The sequence below is a fragment of the Pseudoalteromonas sp. Scap25 genome (assembly GCF_013394125.1).
In the GTDB taxonomy this organism is placed as follows: Bacteria; Pseudomonadota; Gammaproteobacteria; order Enterobacterales; family Alteromonadaceae; genus Pseudoalteromonas.
Genome location: NZ_CP041327.1, coordinates 735,769 through 759,219, shown reverse-complemented (window position 1 = coordinate 759,219; position 23,451 = coordinate 735,769). Strand labels below are relative to the sequence as shown.

18 protein-coding genes are annotated in these 23,451 nt (G+C 37.0%); 6 read left to right on the top strand and 12 right to left on the bottom strand.

What is annotated here, in order from left to right; translation table 11 throughout:
* Window positions 1–309: 309 nt before the first annotated feature.
* Both FLM54_RS03475 and FLM54_RS03470 read left to right on the top strand, forming a co-directional pair.
* The gene (locus tag FLM54_RS03475) at window positions 310–1,827 is read left to right on the top strand and encodes an AAA family ATPase (RefSeq protein WP_178955212.1); all 1,518 of its coding nucleotides are present in this window, start codon (window positions 310–312) and stop codon (window positions 1,825–1,827) included.
* Window positions 1,827–2,687, top strand: coding sequence for an HNH endonuclease (locus FLM54_RS03470; protein WP_178955210.1), 861 nt, complete (start codon window positions 1,827–1,829; stop codon window positions 2,685–2,687). Before FLM54_RS03475 ends, FLM54_RS03470 begins: the two co-directional genes overlap by 1 nt.
* Window positions 2,688–3,510: 823 nt before the next feature.
* On the opposite strand, the gene FLM54_RS03465 is transcribed toward FLM54_RS03470, so the two are convergent.
* From FLM54_RS03465 to FLM54_RS03425, 9 genes are all read right to left on the bottom strand, one after another.
* Window positions 3,511–4,098: a hypothetical protein gene (locus FLM54_RS03465; protein WP_178955208.1), complete on the bottom strand. Its 588-nt coding sequence runs from the start codon at window positions 4,096–4,098 to the stop codon at window positions 3,511–3,513.
* Window positions 4,095–4,787: an AHH domain-containing protein gene (locus FLM54_RS03460; RefSeq protein WP_178955206.1), complete on the bottom strand. Its 693-nt coding sequence runs from the start codon at window positions 4,785–4,787 to the stop codon at window positions 4,095–4,097. The genes FLM54_RS03465 and FLM54_RS03460 overlap by 4 nt, the downstream gene beginning before the upstream one ends.
* A 483-nt stretch (window positions 4,788–5,270) precedes the next feature.
* Window positions 5,271–6,329: a DNA polymerase IV gene (gene dinB / locus FLM54_RS03455; protein ID WP_178955204.1), complete on the bottom strand. Its 1,059-nt coding sequence runs from the start codon at window positions 6,327–6,329 to the stop codon at window positions 5,271–5,273.
* Window positions 6,330–6,741: 412 nt separating this feature from the next.
* Window positions 6,742–7,257, bottom strand: coding sequence for a hypothetical protein (locus tag FLM54_RS03450; protein ID WP_178955190.1), 516 nt, complete (start codon window positions 7,255–7,257; stop codon window positions 6,742–6,744).
* Window positions 7,258–7,325: 68 nt separating this feature from the next.
* On the bottom strand, window positions 7,326–7,877 hold the full coding sequence (locus FLM54_RS03445; protein ID WP_178955188.1) for a hypothetical protein: 552 nt from the start codon (window positions 7,875–7,877) through the stop codon (window positions 7,326–7,328).
* Window positions 7,878–10,643 (bottom strand): hypothetical protein, encoded by a 2,766-nt coding sequence (locus FLM54_RS03440; protein WP_178955186.1) that lies wholly within the window; start codon window positions 10,641–10,643, stop codon window positions 7,878–7,880. It lies immediately after the preceding gene.
* 9 nt (window positions 10,644–10,652) lie between these two features.
* Window positions 10,653–12,923 (bottom strand): hypothetical protein, encoded by a 2,271-nt coding sequence (locus tag FLM54_RS03435; RefSeq protein ID WP_178955185.1) that lies wholly within the window; start codon window positions 12,921–12,923, stop codon window positions 10,653–10,655.
* Window positions 12,916–14,139: a site-specific integrase gene (locus FLM54_RS03430; RefSeq protein ID WP_178955183.1), complete on the bottom strand. Its 1,224-nt coding sequence runs from the start codon at window positions 14,137–14,139 to the stop codon at window positions 12,916–12,918. The genes FLM54_RS03435 and FLM54_RS03430 overlap by 8 nt, the downstream gene beginning before the upstream one ends.
* 198 nt (window positions 14,140–14,337) lie before the next feature.
* Window positions 14,338–14,514, bottom strand: a complete 177-nt coding sequence (locus tag FLM54_RS03425) for a hypothetical protein (RefSeq protein WP_178955181.1) — start codon at window positions 14,512–14,514, stop codon at window positions 14,338–14,340.
* A gap of 149 nt (window positions 14,515–14,663) precedes the next feature.
* On the opposite strand from FLM54_RS03425, the gene FLM54_RS03420 reads away from it, so the two are divergent.
* The 3 genes from FLM54_RS03420 to FLM54_RS03410 all read left to right on the top strand — a co-directional run bounded on the left by FLM54_RS03420 (window position 14,664) and on the right by FLM54_RS03410 (window position 17,262).
* Entirely contained in the window at window positions 14,664–15,095 is a 432-nt protein-coding gene (locus FLM54_RS03420; RefSeq protein WP_178955179.1) for a thioesterase family protein, read from the top strand.
* Window positions 15,096–15,107: 12 nt separating this feature from the next.
* Window positions 15,108–16,160, top strand: a complete 1,053-nt coding sequence (locus FLM54_RS03415; protein WP_178955177.1) for an aldo/keto reductase — start codon at window positions 15,108–15,110, stop codon at window positions 16,158–16,160.
* 358 nt (window positions 16,161–16,518) lie between these two features.
* A complete protein-coding gene (locus FLM54_RS03410; RefSeq protein ID WP_256729640.1) occupies window positions 16,519–17,262 on the top strand; it encodes an ABC transporter substrate-binding protein in 744 nt (247 codons plus the stop codon).
* On the opposite strand, the gene FLM54_RS03405 is transcribed toward FLM54_RS03410, so the two are convergent.
* The 3 genes from FLM54_RS03405 to FLM54_RS03395 form a co-directional block, all read right to left on the bottom strand.
* On the bottom strand, window positions 17,189–17,815 hold the full coding sequence (locus FLM54_RS03405; protein WP_178955175.1) for a fumarylacetoacetate hydrolase family protein: 627 nt from the start codon (window positions 17,813–17,815) through the stop codon (window positions 17,189–17,191). The genes FLM54_RS03410 and FLM54_RS03405 overlap by 74 nt on opposite strands.
* 242 nt (window positions 17,816–18,057) lie before the next feature.
* Window positions 18,058–20,574 carry a glycoside hydrolase family 3 protein gene (locus FLM54_RS03400; RefSeq protein WP_178955174.1) on the bottom strand — a complete coding sequence of 839 codons (2,517 nt, stop codon included), beginning with the start codon at window positions 20,572–20,574 and terminating at the stop codon, window positions 18,058–18,060.
* Window positions 20,575–20,590: 16 nt separating this feature from the next.
* Window positions 20,591–21,856 (bottom strand): sugar MFS transporter, encoded by a 1,266-nt coding sequence (locus FLM54_RS03395; protein ID WP_010390899.1) that lies wholly within the window; start codon window positions 21,854–21,856, stop codon window positions 20,591–20,593.
* A 252-nt stretch (window positions 21,857–22,108) separates the two neighbouring features.
* On the opposite strand from FLM54_RS03395, the gene FLM54_RS03390 reads away from it, so the two are divergent.
* Entirely contained in the window at window positions 22,109–23,443 is a 1,335-nt protein-coding gene (locus FLM54_RS03390) for a GH1 family beta-glucosidase (protein WP_178955172.1), read from the top strand.
* Window positions 23,444–23,451: the final 8 nt, after the last annotated feature.

Below are 23,451 nucleotides of genomic sequence, written 5' to 3'. Positions count from 1 at the left end.
AACTGCTCGGGCTAGTAGCGACTGTGCGTGAGAAAAAGATCATTGCTTAACGGTTAAACATTAGGTTTAATAGGCACATAATAAACGCTGAGTAGCACAGGGATTGCTTAGATACGATAGACACGCCAATGAAATTGGTTTGATATCACTTAGGCCATAAAAACAAATTCCCATAGCATAAACAACACCAACTCTATACACCGAGCTGGTAGCGGCTCAGTCCAACAAGCGATTATGCAACACAAACTGCGTGTCGCATAAATACTAAAATGTTATGTGATATTCACCGATGATAAGTAGTACTGAGAAATGAATTTTATTGTTCTTGCAAGAGGTATGAAAACTCCTCAGTCAGGTTTGAATACTGCTTACCTAACGATTGATCATTGGAACGATTTCTCGTTCGTAACCATGTTTTATTTGGAACTATATGACGAGAAAGGTGTTCTTCATGATCTCGGTAATGTAAAAATTGGTTTTAAAGGCCAAACTACTGAACAATCAACTCACACCTTATTAGGAAATTCCTTCCAGCAGTTATCTGATGGTTATTTCTCTGTTGGGCAAGATGTCGACTATTATCGTAAAATATCATCATTTGTAGAACCGTTAAGAACTAATTTACTATCGGCACTAAAAGACATCGTTTTATCTCCAAGGCTGATTGAAGTAGCTCAAGAGGAAGAGGTTTTTCGGACCGCCTTGTTAAGAGATGTCAGCTTATCAGTTATCAAAGGACAGTTTCCTAGGGTGTTGGCTGGCCAGCCCCCACTAACAAATTTTGAATTCAAATTTTCCAGACCCGAGTCTGATAAGATGTCTGGTTTTGAATTGAAGTTTAAGGTGAAGATTGATTCTAAACCAAGTACTAACATTCATGCAGTCATCGGTCGAAATGGCGTAGGAAAGACAACACTTCTTAATGGGATGATTGAAGCTATTACAAGCAAGGGCCATTCTACCTCGAAGTTTTATGATGTTGGAGGTTGGCAAGAAAACCCCATCAGCAACGATTATTTCAGTAGTTTGGTTTCCGTTTCATTTAGTGCTTTTGACCCCTTTGAACCTCCAATAGAGCAACCAGATCCCTCGCAAGGCACTTGTTATTTCTATGTAGGGTTAAAGAAGGAAGGCGACACTCTCAAAAGTCTCAATGATATTCGCCAAGAATTTTTGCAAGCTTTAAAGTCATGCTTTAGTCAAACGCCTAAGCGAGATAGATGGTTAAGAGCAATAGAGACTTTGGAGTCAGATGAAAACTTTGAGAGAATGGGCCTGAAAGATCTTTCTCAGTTTTCCGGTCAGGAGTTAGCATCCAAAGCCCTAAAGACCATTGAGCGAATGAGTTCGGGACATGCTGTAGTACTTTTAACGATCACCCGCTTAGTCGCAACTGTTGAAGAAAAAACTTTAGTCCTTATTGATGAACCTGAAAGCCATCTTCATCCACCGTTACTATCCGCTTTTGTTCGCGCTTTGTCTGAGTTACTTCATGATAGGAACGGTGTAGCTATTATAGCCACGCACTCTCCTGTAGTACTGCAAGAGGTTCCTAAGTCTAGTGCATGGAAAATCAATCGAGTTGGCTTAGCTACTGAACCTCGTAGACTCAATATCGAGACATTCGGTGAAAATGTTGGTGTATTAACAAGGGAGGTGTTTGGTCTTGAGGTGGTCAAGTCGGGGTTTCACGATTTGCTTGTAAAGTCGGTTGAAAGTGGAAGTTCTTACCAAGAGATAGTGAATGAATATAATCATCAGCTTGGTTTAGAGGCCCGCTCTCTCTTGATGGCGCTGGTTACGCATCGAGATAGAGGCATAGATTAATGTTAAAGCTTAATCAACCAGCTTATTCTTATGTACAAACTATGGCCAGTTGCCGAGAGGGGATTACCGGTAACGCCAACTTGCTGCAAAAACTGGGCAGCGAGATTGAACTATTTCAAGTCAGCGCTGATAGTTATGTTGCATCAGCATCTCAAGGTGAGCTGTATACATTACAGTCGACACCTAATCACCGTAACTGTGATCCGATTGTCATAGGCTCGCTAAAAAAGTCTGAACTTCTTAAGCTATATAGCACGTACTTTGTTAAATCTGGTAAGCCTGGGCGTAGAATTTATAATTCCTTGCTGGCGGCTGCTAATGAACAGTGCCCTTTTTGTGGTGGTATTGGACGACCAAGAAATTTGGATCATTACCTTCCTAAAGCACACTATCCTCAATTTTCTGTACTGCCGGTAAACTTAGTGCCTTCGTGCAGAGACTGCAACATGGATGGAAAAGGAGAAGCTTTCGCTGGTAATGAAGAAGAACAGATTCTTCAACCATATCTAGATAATGATCGTTACTTCAATGAACAATGGGTGTTTGCGCGATACATTGCTGGAATAAATGCCGAACCAGGAGTGATTGAATATTTCGTCAGACCTCCGGAGCATTGGAATGATATCCAAAAGAATCGAGTAGAAAAACACTTTATTGACTTTGAATTGGGCTTGAGATTCTCAAAAGAGGCAGGCCCAAGGCTTATTACATACCTAGCACAAATTCAAGAGTTGACTCGAATTCCTTTAGATCTGGGAGTTGCGAAAAGAACCATTTTACAACCAGCAATTGACTCTGCTAGTTTCCCGAACCACTGGGAAAGAGTAATGTGTTTGGCATTAATGAATGATTTAGCCTGAGCTTTAATTTCACATAACAAGGCGCTGCTGTTGGTCAAATTTTCGGTGCGTTCCAAGTTTGCCGCAGAGCGCGGCGTTAGGAGTTATTATATTTTGAGCCACCCTCGAGAACATCCAATTTTTAAGAATGGAAATCTTCTAGAACTTATATTCCAGAGTCCTGTGTGGGTTATTATTTATGGGACAGGTTTAATTTTTATATTAAATGCTTTTGCTTGGTGCGTATATGGCTTGGGTTGGTATCATCATCCAAAAACTTACCCAATGCCACATGCTATTTTGTTAGATTTTTGGGCTGAAACGATGAGGTGGATTAAATTTGAATCCTCATGGAGTTGTAAAAAGAAAAAGTATTCACTATTCACGATGGGTATTAGTAGTGTAATTTTATTCCCATTAATTTTTATTTATTACTTTAAGTTTTTATTTGGCATATGGTTCGGGAATGATTTAGTTATATTGTGGGATGTCTTTTCCGGAATAATTAACTCCTAACAAGCGAATCAACGGGATGGACTAAAACGTTTCTGTCCAAAAGTCAGTTTGTCCTACCGTCCGGTTTTCGTTCATTAAGAACTGCCAGATAAAATCAAAAAACTCTTTTCAAACTGCAACTGAAATGTGGACTAATACAAATTTATTATTAATTTTTTATGTAAGAAAAATTGGTAAAACAACCACCAAAAAAGCAGTTAAAGTTTATTGGCATATAGCATCCGATTTATTTCAGTCATTAAAATATAGTAGTTGTTTTTTAAAAGGTAGTTTTGATTTTCGTTTTATATAACACTACCTAAATAATGTTTTCTTTATCTAAATTAACTTAATTAGAAAAAATATTATCGAGATCTTCGTCAATATAAACACCCGTTAATCCATTATCTTCTACAGCAGATTTAAACTTATCTGTACAATACAAACGAGAACCACCTGTAAGTTTACTCTTAAAAACAGGCTTATTTTTTACATCATCATTTATGAAAGCAATCTTGATATAATCTAAAGGATAACCGTCTAAATATTCGCGTTCACATTTTGCTTCATCTTCTTGTCCAAATGTACGCAAGTTAAAGATTACAATAGGTTCACCATCAGCTTTTGTTTCAATAAACTCACCTAAAGGCGCTAATAAATCTTTTAAAGCTTCATAAGCATTCATCCGAAGAGCTATAAACCCATCCATGATACTTATATCGTAGTTATCTTTTAGATAACCAGGTAAAAAAGACAACTCATAACCTTCAGGCCAATACTCTAATAAAGAGTCATTATTCATATGGATATCAAGTAGAAACATGCAAGCATCTTGATTAGATGACAACATTGGTTGTATTTTTTCAGCGAATGAAAGTATGTCCCACTCAACCATGTCGTAAGAATTAGTAACAGGCTTTAACGAGAACAACTTCATGATTTACCATCCCAATTAGCATTTTTAGGCATCATAACGCTGGCTGGCATCATATGATTTTTAATTTTTATTTTCACGCCACGTAATGCATTTATGAAATCGAGCTTATTTACTCTGGTTCTTAAACTAGTAGACACCCACACTTCATAATTATGGCGATGCAGCCTTCTGTGAGAAACAGTGTCAGGCGTAGCCCAATCATCTGACTTATTTTTTTCAAAGTTTCTTAGCCATACCCCATTCGTTGGATCATTAATACCAATACCAAACGAATGCATTCTTAAACGCGCAGCATATGTAAGGCGCTGTCTATAACGTCCCTTACCGCACACAATATGATGTGCTTCATGATATGAAGTTGGTTTTGGCTCGCCTGCCGCTCGTAAAAACTTAGCAAGCTTTTCCGTAGGATGATGTTCTTCTTCTGCTAGCTCCTTAACAGAACTACCTTCACTTTCTGCGCGGTAAGACTCTAAGCTTTGCTGCGCGATAAGCAAGTGCTCTAAACGCTTGCGTTCTTTTTGTAAGTGATCGTAATCTCTTTGTAGCTTTTCCTTAGATGCAGCAGATTTACGGCGCTTATCATCGTAGTGTTTTTTGGCTAGTAATTCATAATTATAAATAGCCATTTCTAAAGGGCTGGGGTTACTTGGTCGATCTGGCATTGGGTAGCGCTGTAGTTGAATCATCCTTAAATCCTTAAAAATTCCTTTTATTAGCGCGTAAAATAGCAAATAGACTATTGAGGTGCAATTATAAACGTTACACACCTAATAACTGAGATCATTTTATTGCTTACAATGAATTACATAGCGGTCAAATTTCCTCTTCATACAACACAATTTTTGACTGACTGGTTCTCGCTCTAAGCCGAATAACAGCTAAGTGCTGTGAGTTCTACTGGACGAACTTGACTGGCCAAGTTAAGACTTTTTATCACCAAGCGACTTTGTCATATCTTTCATTAAAAACCACTTCTAATTTGATTGTTTTTCTAAAGGTATTCAATTTATAATTTGAAAACTATACTATATATAAAACTACCTATATATTTTTCAAAACGGAAAGTAATTTATATTTATAAAACTTCATTTACGCCAATAACTAACAGGCTTTTTATTTATGATTATTTCTGTAACGCTTTTTAAATAATAAGGCAAGGTTTCCATTTTCTACCATGATAGTTCAAATTGCTGATTTTTAACTTCGATGTTATTAAGACCAATATGAACCCCTAAAAGTCTAACCTTTTTACCATCACCACGATTCACTGCTTCTGTCAGCAAATCTAAAAATATCCCTTCATCAAAGTTAGAATAGGCAAAGTCTTTAGTCGTTTGGTGAAAATCATTGAATTTAACTTTCACTCCTAATTTACTTATTTTTCGCTCATGTAAATACTTTTCAGACCGTTTTTTTAATTCAGGTATCAGCTTATCGGTTAAGATACTACGAAGAGTATCTAAATCATCAATATCTTCAGGAAATGTTCTCTCAACACCTACCGACTTTCTAACTCGTGTTGTTTCAACATTTCTATTATCTATACCTTGGCACCGTTGATAAAGCACCAGTCCGAATTTACCAAAGTTATTATTAATAATTGCCTGATCGACAGCTTGAATGTCTCGACCATATTCCAACCCTAATGACTTTAGTTTTTCAAAAGTAACCTTACCTACACCTGAAATCTTATTTAAAGGTAATTCGGCAATAAAGCTACAAACTTCTGAAGGTGTAATAACAAATTGACCATTTGGTTTATTATAGTCTGAAGCAACTTTAGCAAGAAACTTCAGAGAAGAAATTCCAGCAGAAGCGGTTAGGCCCGTTTCTCTGTAGATTGTTTCTCTAATATCTTGGGCTATTAAAGTGGCTGAACCTTTAAATAATTTGCAATCTGTGACATCAAGATAAGCTTCATCTAATGAAAGAGGTTCAATAATATTGGTATAACGTGAAAATATTTCCCGAATATGAGTACTCACCTCTTTATATACATCCATTCGAGATGGTACAAGCACCAAATTTGGACACTTTATCAGTGCCACACTCGTTGGCATTGCTGAACGAACACCAAATTCTCTTGCTATATAATTACAAGTCGAAAGTACACCTCGCCTTTTAGAGTTTCCCCCCACAGCAACAGGAAGATTTGCCAACTCTGGCCTATCTCTAATTTCAACAGATACAAAGAATGCATCCATGTCTATATGGATCAACTTCTGCATGTTATTTAAAATTTCTTTTAAGTAAACCCATTATATTTACTCTAGTATCTAGTCCATTTTACATTAAAAGTTTGTCAAGATTTTATAATGTGGGTACGATTTATCGCTATTCTGCACTCTATAATAATTGAATTTTTGCATGACACTAAACTTGTCAGGATTGACAAGGGTGTGATTCAGTTAAATGCCAAAGCAAACAGCGTAACTACAGCTCTTTCCGCTCGCTCACTAACGTCAAGAAATTAAACATCAGATAACATATCAACATGAATAATTCTTCTCATAGTAGCTCAAGACAACACACTGTATATAAAAACAGTGAAATAATGCCATATCCTATCTGGAATTACTAAAGTATTATTTCTAATTTTGTAAATATTTAGCTTTATCAGGTGCCAATTAGTGTGTAACGCTATTGAGATTGATCTTTTCTTTTTATATGAGTCTTTCGCTTTAATGCATAACTAAATGCACATCCGTAAAGAAAAATCATCATGGCGAAAAGGAATGTTAATACAGCAAAACTTATAGCTCCAGTTTCCGAATTAGCATCAGGGTTCATCTGAATATATAAAGATGCTGCTAACATAACCCCTGTAGCAGCTGAACCAAATACATAAATTGTTTTTGGCATTTCATATAAAATTTCATCAATAAACTCTCCAACTTGTTTATTATCAAAAACCTTACCGATAGTAGTAAAAATACCTGTTACGAAAATAATAGCTAAAAAAGTTAACCCTAGCTCTCCAAAAGAACCATCATTAATTTTCTGCTTTGAAAAGGCTAATAATTTTTCTTCACTGCCTAGAAAGTCAGAGGTGAGGACAGCAACCACGAAGAAAATGGCTACTTGAGAAAGAAATACAATAAGTTCACTAAAAATAAATCTCGATAAGCTTTGTTTATACAGCTCTACTTTTTCCATAGATACACTCTAATACTATAACTAAAGACAAATATAATACACTTTTCATCGTTCGGCGGCTTAATATACTACATCCCCATTTTTCTTCTTAAATCTAATGGCATTCTTTGTAGCATAAGGTCTAACGTGTCCTTAACAGTTTGACGTTCTAGCTCTTCAACCTTTTCTCTTAAAACCTGAACATCATCAACTAAATCAGGTTTACACTTACTTCGGACACCCGTTCTTTTTCTTCGTAATCTTTGCTTGTTTTGTTCTATTTCAAAAAGTTCTAGCAATTCCGAATTAACATCATCAAAAAAATCTCTAATATCATCACTAAAACTCGAAGTACGAAATAAGCTTTGTGACTTTATGGCAACTATCTCAGCTACATCCGATTTTTTTATTTGATATAACGACTTCGGTGTTTTTCTGTCAGCTACTTTTCCATAATTTTTGATACTTTTTTCTTTTATCGCTTGGAGATCTAAAATCGCTCTCCAAGCTTTAAATGTTGTATGTACAGTACCACCTTTTACCCACGATGGCTTATCTAACAATCCTTCATTATTATTACTTGGGCTATCTAAGCCGGAAAGAAATTCATCAGTCATCAGCTCATCTAATTCATTCGACATCTAAACCTCCATTTTATAAACATTTTGTTCAATATTAGAGATTGCCTTTTCTATCATATTTAAAATTTTCAATACGTTGTTTTGGTTATTGGAATTCTCGAGTTGTTTTATTCTTTTATAACCAGAACGTAATAAGGGGATATGATGCTCTATCATAAACCCCGGAATATTTTCATCTAAAGCTTCTTTAACAAAAGGCTGTATCGTTAACCAAATTCCTCTTAAATTTTCACTTGTAATGACCGCATTTGAACAGTTTAAGCAAAATTCAGGTTTTGCATTATGAGGTGCCATATCTCCAAATTCTGCACACTTTGCTCGACTCTCAGCTCCCTCTCTGGGAATACATGTCGAGAAATGTGATGGCTGAATAGAAATAATCCGCCCAGCTATACGCTCCCTAAGCTCTAGAATCTCGCTAGGTGAGACTGCCTTTGTTAAGCTTTTGGCTTTACTTACATACCTTGAAAAGCCACCTAAATAGCTTTTACCGTTCTTTTCCGAATCAATTAATAATGTATCTACAATAGAATTAAGCACTTTAATTCGAGCTGATTTCATCAACAATTGAGGTTCTTTGTTACGAAGGTAAGCCATAAAAAAGGATTCATCTAAGTGACAGAACTGATGTCTAATAACAGCAGCTACGTCCCCTTGATAACGAGTTAAAACCGCTTCAGCCCAAATATGACGAAAGGAATGTGCTGTTGGGTATCTAACATCTTGCTTTAATTCATTTGAGATATCCATCATTGCCTTTTGGTCTAAAGTAATACGATCTGCTCTTAACCACTCTTTAGTTTCTTCAGAAAGGTACTTTTCAACTACCAAACTGTGTTCAAAGTTTGATATTTTTCCAGTTTTATTAAACTCAATTAACGACTCTTTAAATCTTTTCTGGGGTTTATTTCCGGCAAATGAACTACATTGTAGCTTTGTTAGATCTCTATTAACTTCTCGATATGTTTCTAATAATTTCTGCGCCTTTGAGCCTGTAATATCATATTTACTTATTAACACTTCTAATTCTTTTGACTGTTTTTTCGACAGGTATTGTTTGCTTAATAACTTTTCTAAGAGCGTAACCTCTTTGAATGGCTTGTATCTTTGAACAAAGTCATCCCAATTCGCTTTGACTCTATGCTCAATAATATGTTCTGATTCATTTGGAGTATTCAAACTTTGGTTTCCGCCTGTAAACCTATACAAGCAGGGTTCACTGGCAGATGGTTTAAATAAATGGTTAAGCTGAGCTGCTATCTGATAACATTGAGATGTAATTTCTCTTTCGACTTTTAACTTGTCATGAGTTTTAGGGACAACCCATCTTAACTTAAACCTAAAGGGAACATGAGAGTTATCCAGTATATCGTTATTAGGTTCAACATGTATTGCTGTTAAAGGGAAGCCAAATTCACTTGCTCTGTAACCTAGCCATGAAACAACTAATGTAGTCATTGCATGAGTTACGCGGTCCATTTCGACAGTTAGATCAGTTATATTTTTCCCAAGAGATCCACCCATTAACTCTCTGGCCCAAGACCTTAATGACTTTTTAAATGCACTTATATTGAGCTTACGAGCAATGACTATTTCAGCCATCTTTTGATAAACATCTTCAACCAATAAATTTGATAAGCGCTTGCTATCTATAAATGTCTTATCTAATGATTGAAGATACCCCTCCCATACTTGAGCAGGGGATTTATGGGATTGGAAAGGATAAAGCTTTTGAAGCATTAAAATGCGAATTATTTCTACAGCATCAAATCGTATTTCAAGCCCTAGTGACTTTACCAACGCACTGATGCAACTGTCACTTAAAGATAAAACTCTTTCTATATGTAAGTTATATTGTTTAAAGAGTTCTTCTGCTGTTGCTATATGCACCTTCTCTCTAGTGCGCCAAAGGCTTTCTTTTTCATGAACATTAGGTATAAATGTACCTTGAATTGTCTCTAGTACCACTCGATTCCAGTAACTTCGAGTTCCATGCCCTGCATTTTTAAATTTGAACTTGGTTGCAATTGTGTCTATGACTTCATGGCAAATTAATGTATAAAAATAATCTTCTTCATAAACTTGCCTCATATAGTCAATATAATATTGCCCCATTTCCAAGCCCATAAAGTTGTAACTTCCTCCCAGCTTGTATTGGTTAAAACTAATACTTAGAAGTGATTTACAAGCATCATCTAGAGAGTCTCTAAATGCTTTAGGGGTTAGATCATGACTTAACAGTCCTGTTATTCCTGTTAACTGCAGTTTCTTTCTTATATTTATAATATTCGCATTATTATATGTCCCTTTATAGGAAGGCGCTGATAAGCGATTAAAAAAACCTTTATCACCCACTGATTGGGTCAAGAAGCTTGTATGGAAATCTTCTATATTGCTGGCTGATAAACTCTTACATCCATTGAAGTTTAAGAAAGTAAAAAGGTGTATCACCATTTGATATATTGCAAAAGCTCCTTGGGATGAATTAGTAGATAAGCCATGTAAAAAGAATAATTTTGCATACTCTTCAGATGTAAGTGAGTAGAACTGACCTTTTAAGGTTAATTTAGCTGATTCCTCAAGCTTTGTATGGTCTTTATGAAGTATTGAAAAATCCAATCGCCTTATGCCTTTGGCATTCCTGAAAACAAGAATTGAATCAAAAAGGTCTCCTTCAGATTTCAAAAAATCGGGGTGAGCTATTAGCTTTTCATTTTGGGTTTCCCAAAAGCTTTTTAACTCCAATGTACTAAAACTTGGCTGCATTATCCCCCCCTATATTGAGTGAAACACACTGATTGAAACATTATTTAACCTCATTTTTTTAAACATATTACTTCCCTCGAGTACTGAATGCTTTGTCAAAATACTTAAAACATAGCTGATCCACTCCACAGTAGGTACTACTGTCTTATACAAATAGCTGGGGTTTACACTCAGTAATTTTTTATAATTCGATTCAAATTCATATAGGTAATTTTTCATTCTAAAAACAGTTAAGGGGCTATCAACTACATAAATATGATCAAACCTTTCAGTTTCTTGTTTATTGTCAGGGGATAAAACACCAACTTCATTAATTCTTCCTTTTTGCTGATTTGTCACTACCTTTAATCTCATAATCATTTCATGACTTTTTCGAGATATGTGTTCAGTAACTTCATAAAACTCATCATTGAATCTAGATACTTCATTTTCATCAAGTTCTTCAGCTAAATTAAAAACATTATTTATTAAATCAATCATCACATTACGTGTAATTCGACCAGAATCATTTATCCATTCTTCATTATCTGCATTTAAATAATGCATTTTTTCGGTTCTGTTGGTGTGAGAATTTCTATTAGTCAAATAATATAATGTATATGGATCACTAAAAGCATGAACAGCTGAGTTTTTTATAGCTTGAAGCCCAAAAAGAGCGCTATGGCATAACGTACCAGACTCTCTAGCTAACACCTCTCGTTCTGATATAGGTTTTTTAGTTATAACTAGATGATTACTTTTTGAGTGAACACCATTTTTAATTAACTTTATTAATACTTCAGAAATAACAGGAGGAATTTTTCCACTATGTAAATGTGTTTTCTGTATTACATCTCTAATGAAATCAAGACTTAAAAGCTCGAACAAAACACCGGATAAAGAGTAAAAGCCGTCAAATACTCCTGGTATGTTTGAACTCAGCTTAACAAGACTCCCAGCATCGCATTGATTTATAAAGCTATATATAGCCTTCCCTGTTACCAATTTTGTAGATATGGAATGTGTTGTATGTATAGAATTTGCTCTTCCCTTAAAGTACTCACACTCAATGTGGGTTACTCGGCCTCCAATTTTAAGGTAACGGAAAGAGTTTTTACTTAACTTACCTATATCTGATGGTTGGACCGCCAAGCTTGCCATTAACCATGAAAACAATAAATTTTCAATTTCTGATATTGGTAATTTCTGGGTACCAGAACAAAGTAGCTTTAATTCATTAAGCCCAAATAATGGACTATTTGATCCAGCCACAGAGAAGCTCTCAGAAAGAAAGGTTTTACTTAACTGACCTTTATTTGGCCCTTTAGTTGAAATAAAAATTCGATTTAGTTCTATTTCACTTTCTAGAGCAGATAAGACTTTTATAAAACTCTTTTTATTACTTGTATTAGCTAATAACACAAGTACTAAGGCATTTCGGAGTTTAGGTTCTTTTTTTTTCAGACAATGATATTTATACAGTAAGCAAAATATCGCCCGCCCCGTAAAAGATTTTTTATAGTATTTAACATTCTTATTTGGGCCTAGCATATTAAAATCGAACAAAGAGAAATCAGATACTTCTAAAAACCTTTTTAGAGCCAGCTTACATTCATAGAGTTCTATTATTATTGATGACGCTGTAGCTCTTAGTGAACGAATGGTTATTTTTGGCGATGCAAGGACCTGATATAGTTGATTGCCAATTCCAATATCATCATTTCTAAGCCAGTCTAATTCACCAAAATAACCAGCTAGCGAAATTTGCTTCTTATTAAAATTTGGACTTACTTTGGTTTTATAAATTTCGAAAAGATATTGTAATTGCTCAGGCTCGATAGATGAGCTCAGTTCACTTGACCTTTCTAAAGCATAAAATAAAACTGTTCTTAGCTTTCGAAGAGCGCTTTCGCCTCCATGATTATTTAAGGTATCAAAACGATAAGACTCGTACTCCTTTAAAACAGTATAGGGGTTTTTTATGTTTGTATTGTTTAACCACTCTACAAAAAGGTGAGCTGAACTAGTGAAGCGATACTTTGCTGAAGGTGGGGCAAATTCATCTAAAAATGAATAATTATAAGAAGCGATAATCGCCTTAAAAATTAATCGCTTATATGTCTCACCTTTTACATTAAAAGTAATAACTCTCTCTGGATAAGCTTTTAACGCAGGCACAACAATCGAAGTAGCTGAGAGCGGATATCTGAAGCTTGCAGGTTCATTTGAGTTAAAATTCCTTCTTACTATTGATTCATAATAGCTAGAGTTATGACTCGGTACTTTTTTCATATCATCCAAAGCTACACTCCTTTAAAAGCTGCTCTTTTAGACCGCAGCTATGAATATATGATTTTGTTACTGAATTAGAAAATTGGCCATCAACTTTATGCCCTAGCCTGTTTGCAGTGGTTAAATAAATAGCCGATGTTGTAGTAATTGATTCATAATGTTTATTAGCTCCCTCACACAAGTTATAAAATATATCAGTTCCAAAGGAGTGCCGAAGATGATGATAAACATTCGTGAACTCAATATCTTGATAAGATCTATAAATGTCTGGATTATTTTGTATTTCATTAATCACTTTATTGCGAGTCTTAGCAAAAGTATCGGTACCAAACTTTGTTGAAATACATCTTCCACTAGTCAGATTAGTAGAATTTGAAACGAATAAATGGTTTGAATCTGTAAGAGGTCGTTCTAAACGAAAATACTGTTCCATTTTTTCTAATAAGTATCTAGGTATATACAGGAACCTAGAGCGGCTATATTTTGTATAGAGTGATGAGAGGTAATATTTGAACTCTTCTTTGTGCGGCTGCTTCTTCAGCTCCTTGAAAAGAGATAGCAATCCCTTGTGTTTCTGAGTGCTTTCATTAAAGTCTTTAAGAAGAAACCCTTGATTCTCTTTAGAACGACACCCTAACTCACCTCCATTTCTCAAAATGATTTCTTCAAGTAAAGAGTTAGCACTTTGATAAATCAGCTCCCTTGTTTGAGGTAACAAATACTTCACACTTAAACTAGGTTTAGAGTTACTTCTCGCGATGGAGATATGGGAAGATTTGATGCCAATATTTTTATATTTATTGTCCAAAAAATACTGTAGCCAATTGTAATAAGCTTTTAGAGAGTTTACGGCCTGATTTGCAACAGCTTCGCTACTCCGACATTCTGTTATAAGATACTCATTAATATAGTCATTTATTAATTCTTGGGGCAAAGCTGTATGTATACTAAGAGTAATATTTCCTTCACCCTCGAACTTATCAACCCACTCTAAAAACCGCCCAAGATGATTACAAATTTTATAACTTGCATCTGCACCAATAAACACTTCTTCAAACACATTTTCGATTAGATCTGAGTTCCTATTTTTCCTCTTTATCAAGTCTATTTTTTTACCTACAACTTCTGTATAGCGAGCAAATAGGCAAGGAAGGAGTATAGGGACCCTGTCACTATCTAGATAAATGTAGTGTTTATTTATTTTTTTATCACTGTATCTGCGCATCAATTAACTTACTTAGATAACTCTTTATCTAAAGTTAGCAGAAACAGGTTCACTTACAAATAAACCCCACAGATAACACCCTCAAGTTTAAAAGCAGTCCATGTCTATATGAATAAACTTTTTCATCACACAATAACAACTGTTTATCTATACAGTTATTATTGTGGAATCTCTACTAATTAGCAAGCTTGCTGTTATTTAAAAAGAGCGACTATTTTTCTTGGGCTTATTAAAGCAATACATCCAAAATAGTACTTCTAAAGAAAAGCCTAGTAAAATCAAAATAATCGCTCCTGCCTCATTACCCATAGCGTAACAAGTGAACGAAGCTATAAAAACAGTGCATGCCAATAACCAATTAATTATATTCTGCATCGTTATCTCCTTGTGTGTTAATAGTTACTATAGTCATGAATTCAAGGAGGTACAATTTTAGCCCTAGAATTTTTGCCAACTATAATTCCCTTGAGCTCATCCGACCATGTTGCTAATCTAAATACTTTAAAACCAAGAGCTATAAATACATGGAAACGTTTAAACAACAACACCCTATTCATACCGACATTACTGTAGCGTGGGGCGATATGGATGCCCTACAGCATGTTAATAACTGTGTTTATCTTCGTTATTTTGAAATAGCCAGAATCGATTTTTTAAATAAATTAAATTTATTTGATACTATCAATGCTAAAGCCACTGGCCCTGTGATCAGTGAAAATAATATTCGCTACAAACGCCCTGTAACGTTTCCTGACACATTAAGCGTAGGTATTACTATCAGTGATATTAAACCTGACCGCTTTGTAATGAATTACAGTGTATTTAGCCATGCGCAAAATGCGATAACCACCACTGGCATGTCAAAAGTGGTGATGTTTGACTTTAAAACAGGGCAAAAAGCCACGATCACAGAACCTTTGTTATCGGCTTTAAAAGCAAACTCAGAAAACAAATAATTAGGATTAGTAATGCAATATAGTCAATTAGGCAGTAGTGATATTAGTATTTCTAGGGTCTGTTTAGGTAGTATGACTTGGGGAGTACAAAACAACCAGCATGATGCCGACCAACAGATAGCCTATGCTCTTGACCGTGGTGTTAACTTTATTGATACGGCAGAAATGTATGCAGTTCCTCCCTCCCCCGATACTTATGGTAAAACTGAGGAAATTATAGGGAATTGGGTTGCACGTAATTCACAGAAACGAAAAGACATTGTTATTGCAACTAAAATTGCCGGTAATGGGCTTTCATGGATCCGTGATGGTGGTGATATTACTCGCCAAGCTGTTATTGATGCAGTTGATCAGTCTCTAAAACGCCTACAAACCGACTATATTGACTTATACCAATTACATTGGCCAAATCGCCGCACTCCTCATTTTGCAAGGCAATGGCCTGGCATGCTTAAATTTACTGATGTCGATGCAAAACAACACACCGCTGACATGCTTGATATTTTAGAGGGCTTAGATGTGTGTGTTAAAGCGGGTAAAATTAAACACTGTGGACTTTCTGACGACACCCCGTGGGGAATTAGCCAATTTTTAAATTTAGCCAAAGAGCACAACTTACCAAAAATGGTGTCTATTCAAAATGAGTTTAGTTTAGCGCATGCGAAAGATTGGCCTTATTTAATAGAGCAATGTGTGCATGAAGATATTGCTTATCTACCTTGGTCACCTCTGGCTGCTGGGCTATTAACGGGTAAGTACCTCAATGGAGCGCGCCCTGAAGGCTCTCGCTGGACATTTATGCAGCGTAACGGTATTTTTCGTGATACGCCACAATCACAAAAGGCGACCAAAGAGTATGTTGAACTTGCACATGAACACAACATTACACCAGCACAATTGGCGCTAGCGTGGTGTAATCAAGTGGATGGCGTTACCTCATCTATTATTGGTGCCACTACTATGACGCAGCTAAAAGAAGACATTGATGCGTTTGAGCTAACTCTCAATGATGATGCGTTATCAGCAATTGATAGCATATTTAGAAATAACCCAATGCCATACTAGGGGCGATTTAATCACCGAACAAGATCTGCAGCCTGACAGGTTAAAAGAACAGCAAGGAAAAAGTACAATTCGATAATATTGATTCTTTGCTGTTCTTTATGTTTATTTTTTAGCCGCTACCAGTATAATACGCAACAAATTTTCTAGGCGGATCTATTTGTAATGCAATCACTTCGTTTTTTATGTCTTGGCATTTTGGTAACTTTTGCTACTTGCAGTCATAGTAAAACAGCAAAGCCAATAGAAGAAATTTTATGGTTACAAAGTAAGACCCCCCCCGTTTCATTTAAGCAAAGAAACAAAACAGCTTGGCTTATGCGATGATTTAACACAACAGCTAATGCATAGCATAAAAGGGGTGAAACATACCCGCTTAGTTTTACCGCAAAAGCGGATTAATAAATATATAGATGAGGGTAGGAACGTTTGTTTTCCATGCGCTATTTACAAACGCAGTGCAAATAAACAGTTTTTATATTCATTACCTACAGCGGTTTATCCCCCACATAACATCATAACTACCGCGGCAAAAGCACCTCAATTAACCTCTAAGCATGGTAATCCTATCAACTTAGTGAGTTTACTTGCTGATAAAAACTTCACTTACGGTCAAGCTGATGCGCGTCGTTTTTCTGTGCAGATAAACAATATTATTGAAAATTCATTAACTCACTCTAATGTTTCTATGAGCTGGAGTAGTGATAATGAAAGTGGTGTTGTAATGGAGCGCTTAAAACACGGCTCTTTAGATTACTCGCTTGATTACCCATTTATCACTAGCCACTTTAGCAAAGGCAATCAATCAAATATTGTAAACCTACCGATTGCCCAAAATAAAAATAAATTAGTTCCAATAGCCGTTGGTTGTGCGACTAATGCCCCAAATAATTTTGCATCTATGGCAATTAAAAAGATTAATCACGTACTAAAAAACAATATTTTAACCTCAGAGCAATACAAAAATAATCAACAATACTGGTTAAATGAACACTTTAGTGACTTTAATAAAGCCTATAATCAATATGTGCTTAACTTTGACTCACAGACCAATGATGCTCCAATAAACACTGCTGACCAGAGTCAGAATAAAGAGCAACTTTAAACTCTCGCCCGGCGCTTACCATCCCTACGCCAGCAGGCGTGCCGGTCATAATAATGTCGCCCTCTTCTAAACCCATAAACTCATTTACCTCTGCCAGAATTTGCGCAGGTTGGTGCAACATTAGCTGGGTTTCTCCGTGCTGAATGACTTTACCATCAATATGTAATTCAAATATAAACGATGTCATTTCTGGCGTTAACTCAATAAAATCACTAAATAATGCTGAGCCATCGAATGCTTTAGCACGTTCCCACGGCAAGCCCTTTTCTTTTAAACTGCTTTGCAAAGCTCGCTTAGTCAAATCAAGTCCAATCCCTACGCCTGCAAGCTGCTTATTTTTTATCACAAAGCATAATTCAGTTTCATAATGCAACGTATCACCGTTATGGGAAGAGAGTAAGGTATTAGTGATCGCGCTATTAGGCTTATTAAAAATTACCATTTGCTCAGGGTGTTCGTTGTTTAATTCAGCAATATGCGCACTGTAATTGCGCCCCACACAGACTATTTTTGAAGGCTGTATGCTCTGCGAAGCCAGCTTTATTTGATTCATTCTCTCACCTGTTAATTACATAACGCTTTTAATATTTTGGCATACTCTCAAATTATTAATGCAAAAGCGAATGCAGTTTTATTATGTTTTTATGATAACTATTGAGCTTAATATAATCAATCACATAGAATGGAATAAAAGTAAGAAGGGACTAATTTGGTAGGTTTTTGTATACGCGGTTTTAAAGCAATAAGCAGGTACATTTAGTACCTGCTTATTGATGTTTGTTAATAGGTTATTGACTACTTACAAGTAACACTACTTTGCTCGGCAGCATTTGCTGTAATAGCCAGCTTAGCAATAGATACATGCCAATCACCTTGCGTGCTTAACTGCCAAGGGGAGAACACTTGTGCTAAATCAACACCCTGCTCTGCAAAACAACTTAAGTTGATGTTTAATGTTTGCCATTGACCTGATTGCTCAAGGTTATCAGTAATATCAAACTTACCCTGACAACTCTCACCACAACCCATAGCAATCCACAGCGGGCTTGTTGCCCCTTTATCTACTTTAATTTGCATTTGCAGTTGGCCATTGTTTTCAACGTATGAACGTAAGTCAGATGGGAATGCCGCGGCTAAATTAACCTCAGCCAACGCTTGACCATTAAAACGAATGGCGCGTGCATCTTCTTGCACTTCTTTGTCAAATGTTTGGATGCTCACAGCACCTAATGACTCGCGGCTGCTCGCCACCGTTTTTTGTTGCTCGCCACTTTTTAATACCAACGACCATGGTGCTTTTATAGCACGTTCAAACAACACTAAGTCGTCCAATTGTTCAGTCTGTTGAGTTTGCTCTACCAAGTCATCTTTAAGTACGTTGCTATCACCGTAGGTTAAGCCAAAACCATAAGGGAGTAATGGGCTGTAACCCTCATCGTTGCGGTTTTCATTATCGACTGGGTTATCAGGCCATGAAAACGATAACTTTCCTTTAAAGTCGTGGTTAATTGAACCGTCTGCATTTTTAAACAATACATCACTAATTGCATCACCTTCACTGCCTGGAAGCCAAATAGCAACAAACGCATCACTGACATTTAGCTCAGCATTAACCCACATTGGGCGACCGCTAATAAATAATGATACAACAGGGATCCCCGCATCTTTAAACTTTCGCAGTAACGCTAAGTCGCTTTTATTACCGCGCTGATATTCAACGTTATCAACATCACCATTACCCTCTGCATATGGTTGCTCACCAAACACCACAATGGCTACATCTGGGCGTGCTTTATATTCCCCTTCAACACTCAGCGCTGCACTGCCACCAGCTTGCTCTACAGTATCTTTAATACCTGCGTAAATAGAGCTGCCGCCAGGGAAGTCAATGTTGGTATTGCCTGTTCCTTGCCACGTAACGCTCCAACCACCCGACTGCATGCCGATGTTATCAGCCCCTATGCCTGCGACTAATACGTTGGTCTTAGGCGATAATGGCAGTAACTGCTGCTTATTTTTAAGTAATACTAGAGATTCGCGTACAGCTTGTTTAGCCACTGCACGGTGATCGCTACTACCAATAATTTCAGTTTTTCCAGAAAGAGGACGCTTCGCGGGGCTTGGTTTATCAAATAACCCTGCACGCATTTTAACGCGTAGGATACGCGTTACCGCATCGTTAATTCTGCTTAGTGGGATTTCACCGCTATTAGCTTGGTTAACCAAGTTGCTAAATAGTAGTTTCCACTCATCAGGCGCCATGTACACGTCTAAGCCGGCATTAGCAGCTTGAGCACAGTTACTATTTGAACAGCCTTTAACTTGTCCATGTCCATTCCAATCGCCAACAACAAAGCCATCAAAACCCATTTTTTCTTTTAGTACATCGGTTAATAAGTATTTGTTACCGTGTATTTTATCACCATGCCAGCTGTTAAACGAAGCCATAACCGTTTGCGCACCTGCACTCAAACCACCTACATAACCTTGTGCATGAAGCGCAAATAACTCTTCTTCAGAGGCGATATTATTACCTTGATCGTCGCCATTGACAGTACCACCATCACCTAAAAAGTGCTTAACGGTACTCACTACTCGCGTGTCTGATAAAAAATCGCCATCGACAGCACCTTGTAATCCTTTAACAATAGAAGCGGAATACGCTTTTACTATTTCAGGGTCCTCAGAGTATCCTTCGTAAGTACGGCCCCAGCGGTCATCACGAACCACCGCAACAGTAGGTGCAAATACCCAATCTATACCGGTAACCATTACTTCTCGCGCAGTGGCAGCGGCTATTTTTTCAATAAGTGCAGGGTTGTTTGCAGCACCTAAACCAATATTATGCGGAAATAAAGTCGCGCCAATAACATTGTTGTGTCCATGCACCGCATCAGTGCCCCACATTGTAGGAATGGTACTGCCATCTAAAGAATCATCAATAGATGCTTGGTACATCTTTTCTGCTAAATCAACCCAATCTTCAGGGGTTGCATGTTTATTATTGTTTGGAAACGAACCACCGCCATTTAAGTAAGAACCAAAACCATACTTACGCATATCTTCAACCGTGATATTACGGATTTCAGGTTGGATCATTTGCGCTATTTTTTGCTCTAGCGTCATACTCTTTAGCATATCAGCGATTTTTTGCTCCATTTGAGCGTCGCTTTTAATGCCCGTTTCGATTGTTGGCCAAATTTCTTTTGGGCTTGTCGCATCACTAGCACTGTTAGAGGGTTGCGAACAACCGCTGCTGGTTATTGCTGCTAGCATCAGCGCAGTGATTGAAAAAGTGCGTTTAATAATCATAACATTCACCTAAAACTCAAAGAGGAGTTGACGTTGTTTTTTTTGCACCAAACAGCGCGAAATAAGTAATATATAAATAGCAACCAATGGGCAGAATAAGAGCTAATTGCACACCTATGTTATCAGCTAGCATACCTTGTAATAACGGAATAATGGCACCGCCAACAATCGCTAAACATAAAATACCCGAACCCTGCGAGGTGTATTTACCAAGCCCCTGCAGTGCTAAACTAAAAATAGTAGGAAACATAATAGAGTTACATAATCCAACTAATAAAATAGCCCACATAGCCAGTGACCCTTGACCCGTCATAGCAATTAACACAAGTAAGCCTGCTAAAATACCGTGACAAGCTAATACTTTGGCTGCGTTTAATTTTTGCATAATCGCGGCGCCAGCAAAGCGCCCTATCATTGCACCTGCAAAATAATAGCTAATGTAATGTGCTGCTTGTTGCTCTGGTAAGCCTGCAATATGATCAAGGGTTAAAAAGCCAACTAAAAAACTACCTATGGCCACTTCAGCCCCTACGTAAACAAAAATACCAATCGCGCCTAAAATAAGGTGACGATATTTCCATACACTGCCTAAATCAACAAACTCAGTGTCACCTTGGTTTTCTGCTTCACTGTCAATCGCTTTACCTAATTTAGGTAACTTTAAAAAAGCAAAAATAATCGCCAATGTTAATAAACTTGCACTGAGCATTAAATAAGGAAACTTAACTTGTTCTGCTGTAGCTTGACTAATTTCTGACAAAATTAACCAACTACCAAACAATGGCGCAACAGTTGTACCTAAAGAGTTAAAAGCTTGAGTCATAGTTAAGCGCGAAGACGCTGTTTTTGCAGGCCCTAATACGCTTACATAAGGGTTGGCAGAGACTTGTAAAATAGTGATCCCTGAAGCAAGTACAAACAAAGCAAGTAAAAATAGCTCGTAAACATGTGCCTCTGCAGCGGGGTAAAATAGTGCACACCCTATCGCAGCAACAACCAAACCAACAACAATACCAAATTGGTAACCTATTTTACTGACCAGCTTCCCTGCAGGAATTGACATAACAAAGTAGGCACCAAAAAAACAAAATTGTACCAACATTGCTTGGGTGTAATTAAGGGAGAACATTCCCTTTAAATACGGAATTAAAATATCGTTTAGGCAAGTAAGAAAACCCCACATAAAAAACAAGGTCGTAAGCGATGTTAACGCAAAGGTGTGTGTAGACCCTGGTTTTTGGCTGTTTTCTGCTGCCGGTAGTGGCTGTGTGATATGTGCCATAGTATAATCTCTAATTATTTTTTAATTATCAGATTGTTACCTCTATTTTATTGCGTTTAGTAAAACTTAAAATGCAGATAATAGTTGCAACACCAAATGTAAGCGCTTACATTTATAGCATATAGAGAAAATTTATCAATTTATTTACAAAAATATTGTAAGCGCTTACATTGTTGTATTATGCAATTTATATTGCTTAGCTAACTACTGTAAAGCTCATTATTATTTGCAAGCTTAAGGACGTATCTCATTGTGTTTAAAACAATCTCCTTACCAGGCACGTCAGCCCTCTTAAAGCCGCCGTTTATTTTTGGGGTTGCTACAGCCTCTTTTCAAATAGAGGGAAGTTACGATACCCGCCTCCCCTGTATTTGGGATACTTTTTGTAACAAACCAAACACCATTGCAGATAACAGTAACGGCAACCAAGCATGTAAACACATTGAATATTGGCAACAAGATGTACAAATGATTGCTGATTTAGCTGTAGACGCTTATCGTCTTTCGATTTCTTGGCCACGCGTTTTACACCAAGATGGCAGCTTGAATATTCAAGGAATGTCGTTTTATAAATCGCTATTACAAGCTTTAAAAGCGCGCAACATTAAAACTTATGTCACTTTATATCATTGGGATTTACCACAGCATTTAGAAGACAACGGTGGTTGGCTAAATCGCGATACCGCGTATCAATTTGCTCATTACACTCATATAGTAACTCAACAACTAGAGGGCTTAGTTGACTCTTATGCGACCTTAAATGAGCCTTTTTGTAGCGCCTACCTAGGCTATGAAATAGGGGTACATGCACCAGGCATAAAAAGTCAAAAAGCAGGACGCCAAGCAGCGCACCACTTACTGCTTGCCCATGGACTCGCAATGCAAGTGATACGTAAGAATTGCCCCACGATAGAAGCCGGTATAGTACTTAACTTTAGCCCATCCTATCCGCTTACCACTGCTGATGAACGCGCTGCTAAATTAGCTGATGACTATCATAACCAATGGTATATACGGGCAGTACTAGAGGGCTGTTACCCTGAAGTGATTAATGAGCTTGCAAATGATGCAAAGCCACAGATTAGTGATGGAGATATGGCAATTATTAGCCAAAAGATCGATTTTTTAGGGGTTAATTACTATACTCGTATTCATTACAAAAATACCCCTGATCATTGGTTTAGCGAAGTTTCTTTAGAGAATGTTGCCACCACAGATATGGGCTGGGAAATATACCCGCAGGGATTGTGCGAATTACTGCTTTCACTAAATGATCGTTACACTTTACCTAAGGTATATATAACAGAGAACGGCGCAGCGATGGCTGATATATTAATAAATGGTAAAGTAGATGACATACAACGTGTCAATTATTACCATACCCACCTTAATGCCGTTCATAATGCAGTTGAGCAAGGCGTTAATGTACAAGGCTACTTTGCATGGAGTTTAATGGATAATTTTGAATGGGCCTATGGTTATGAAAAACGCTTTGGGCTAGTCTATGTTGACTACCAAACTCAACAACGTACCTTAAAACAAAGCGCAATTGCGTATCGTGATTTTCTTAAACAGCGCCAAAAATAATAACGAGT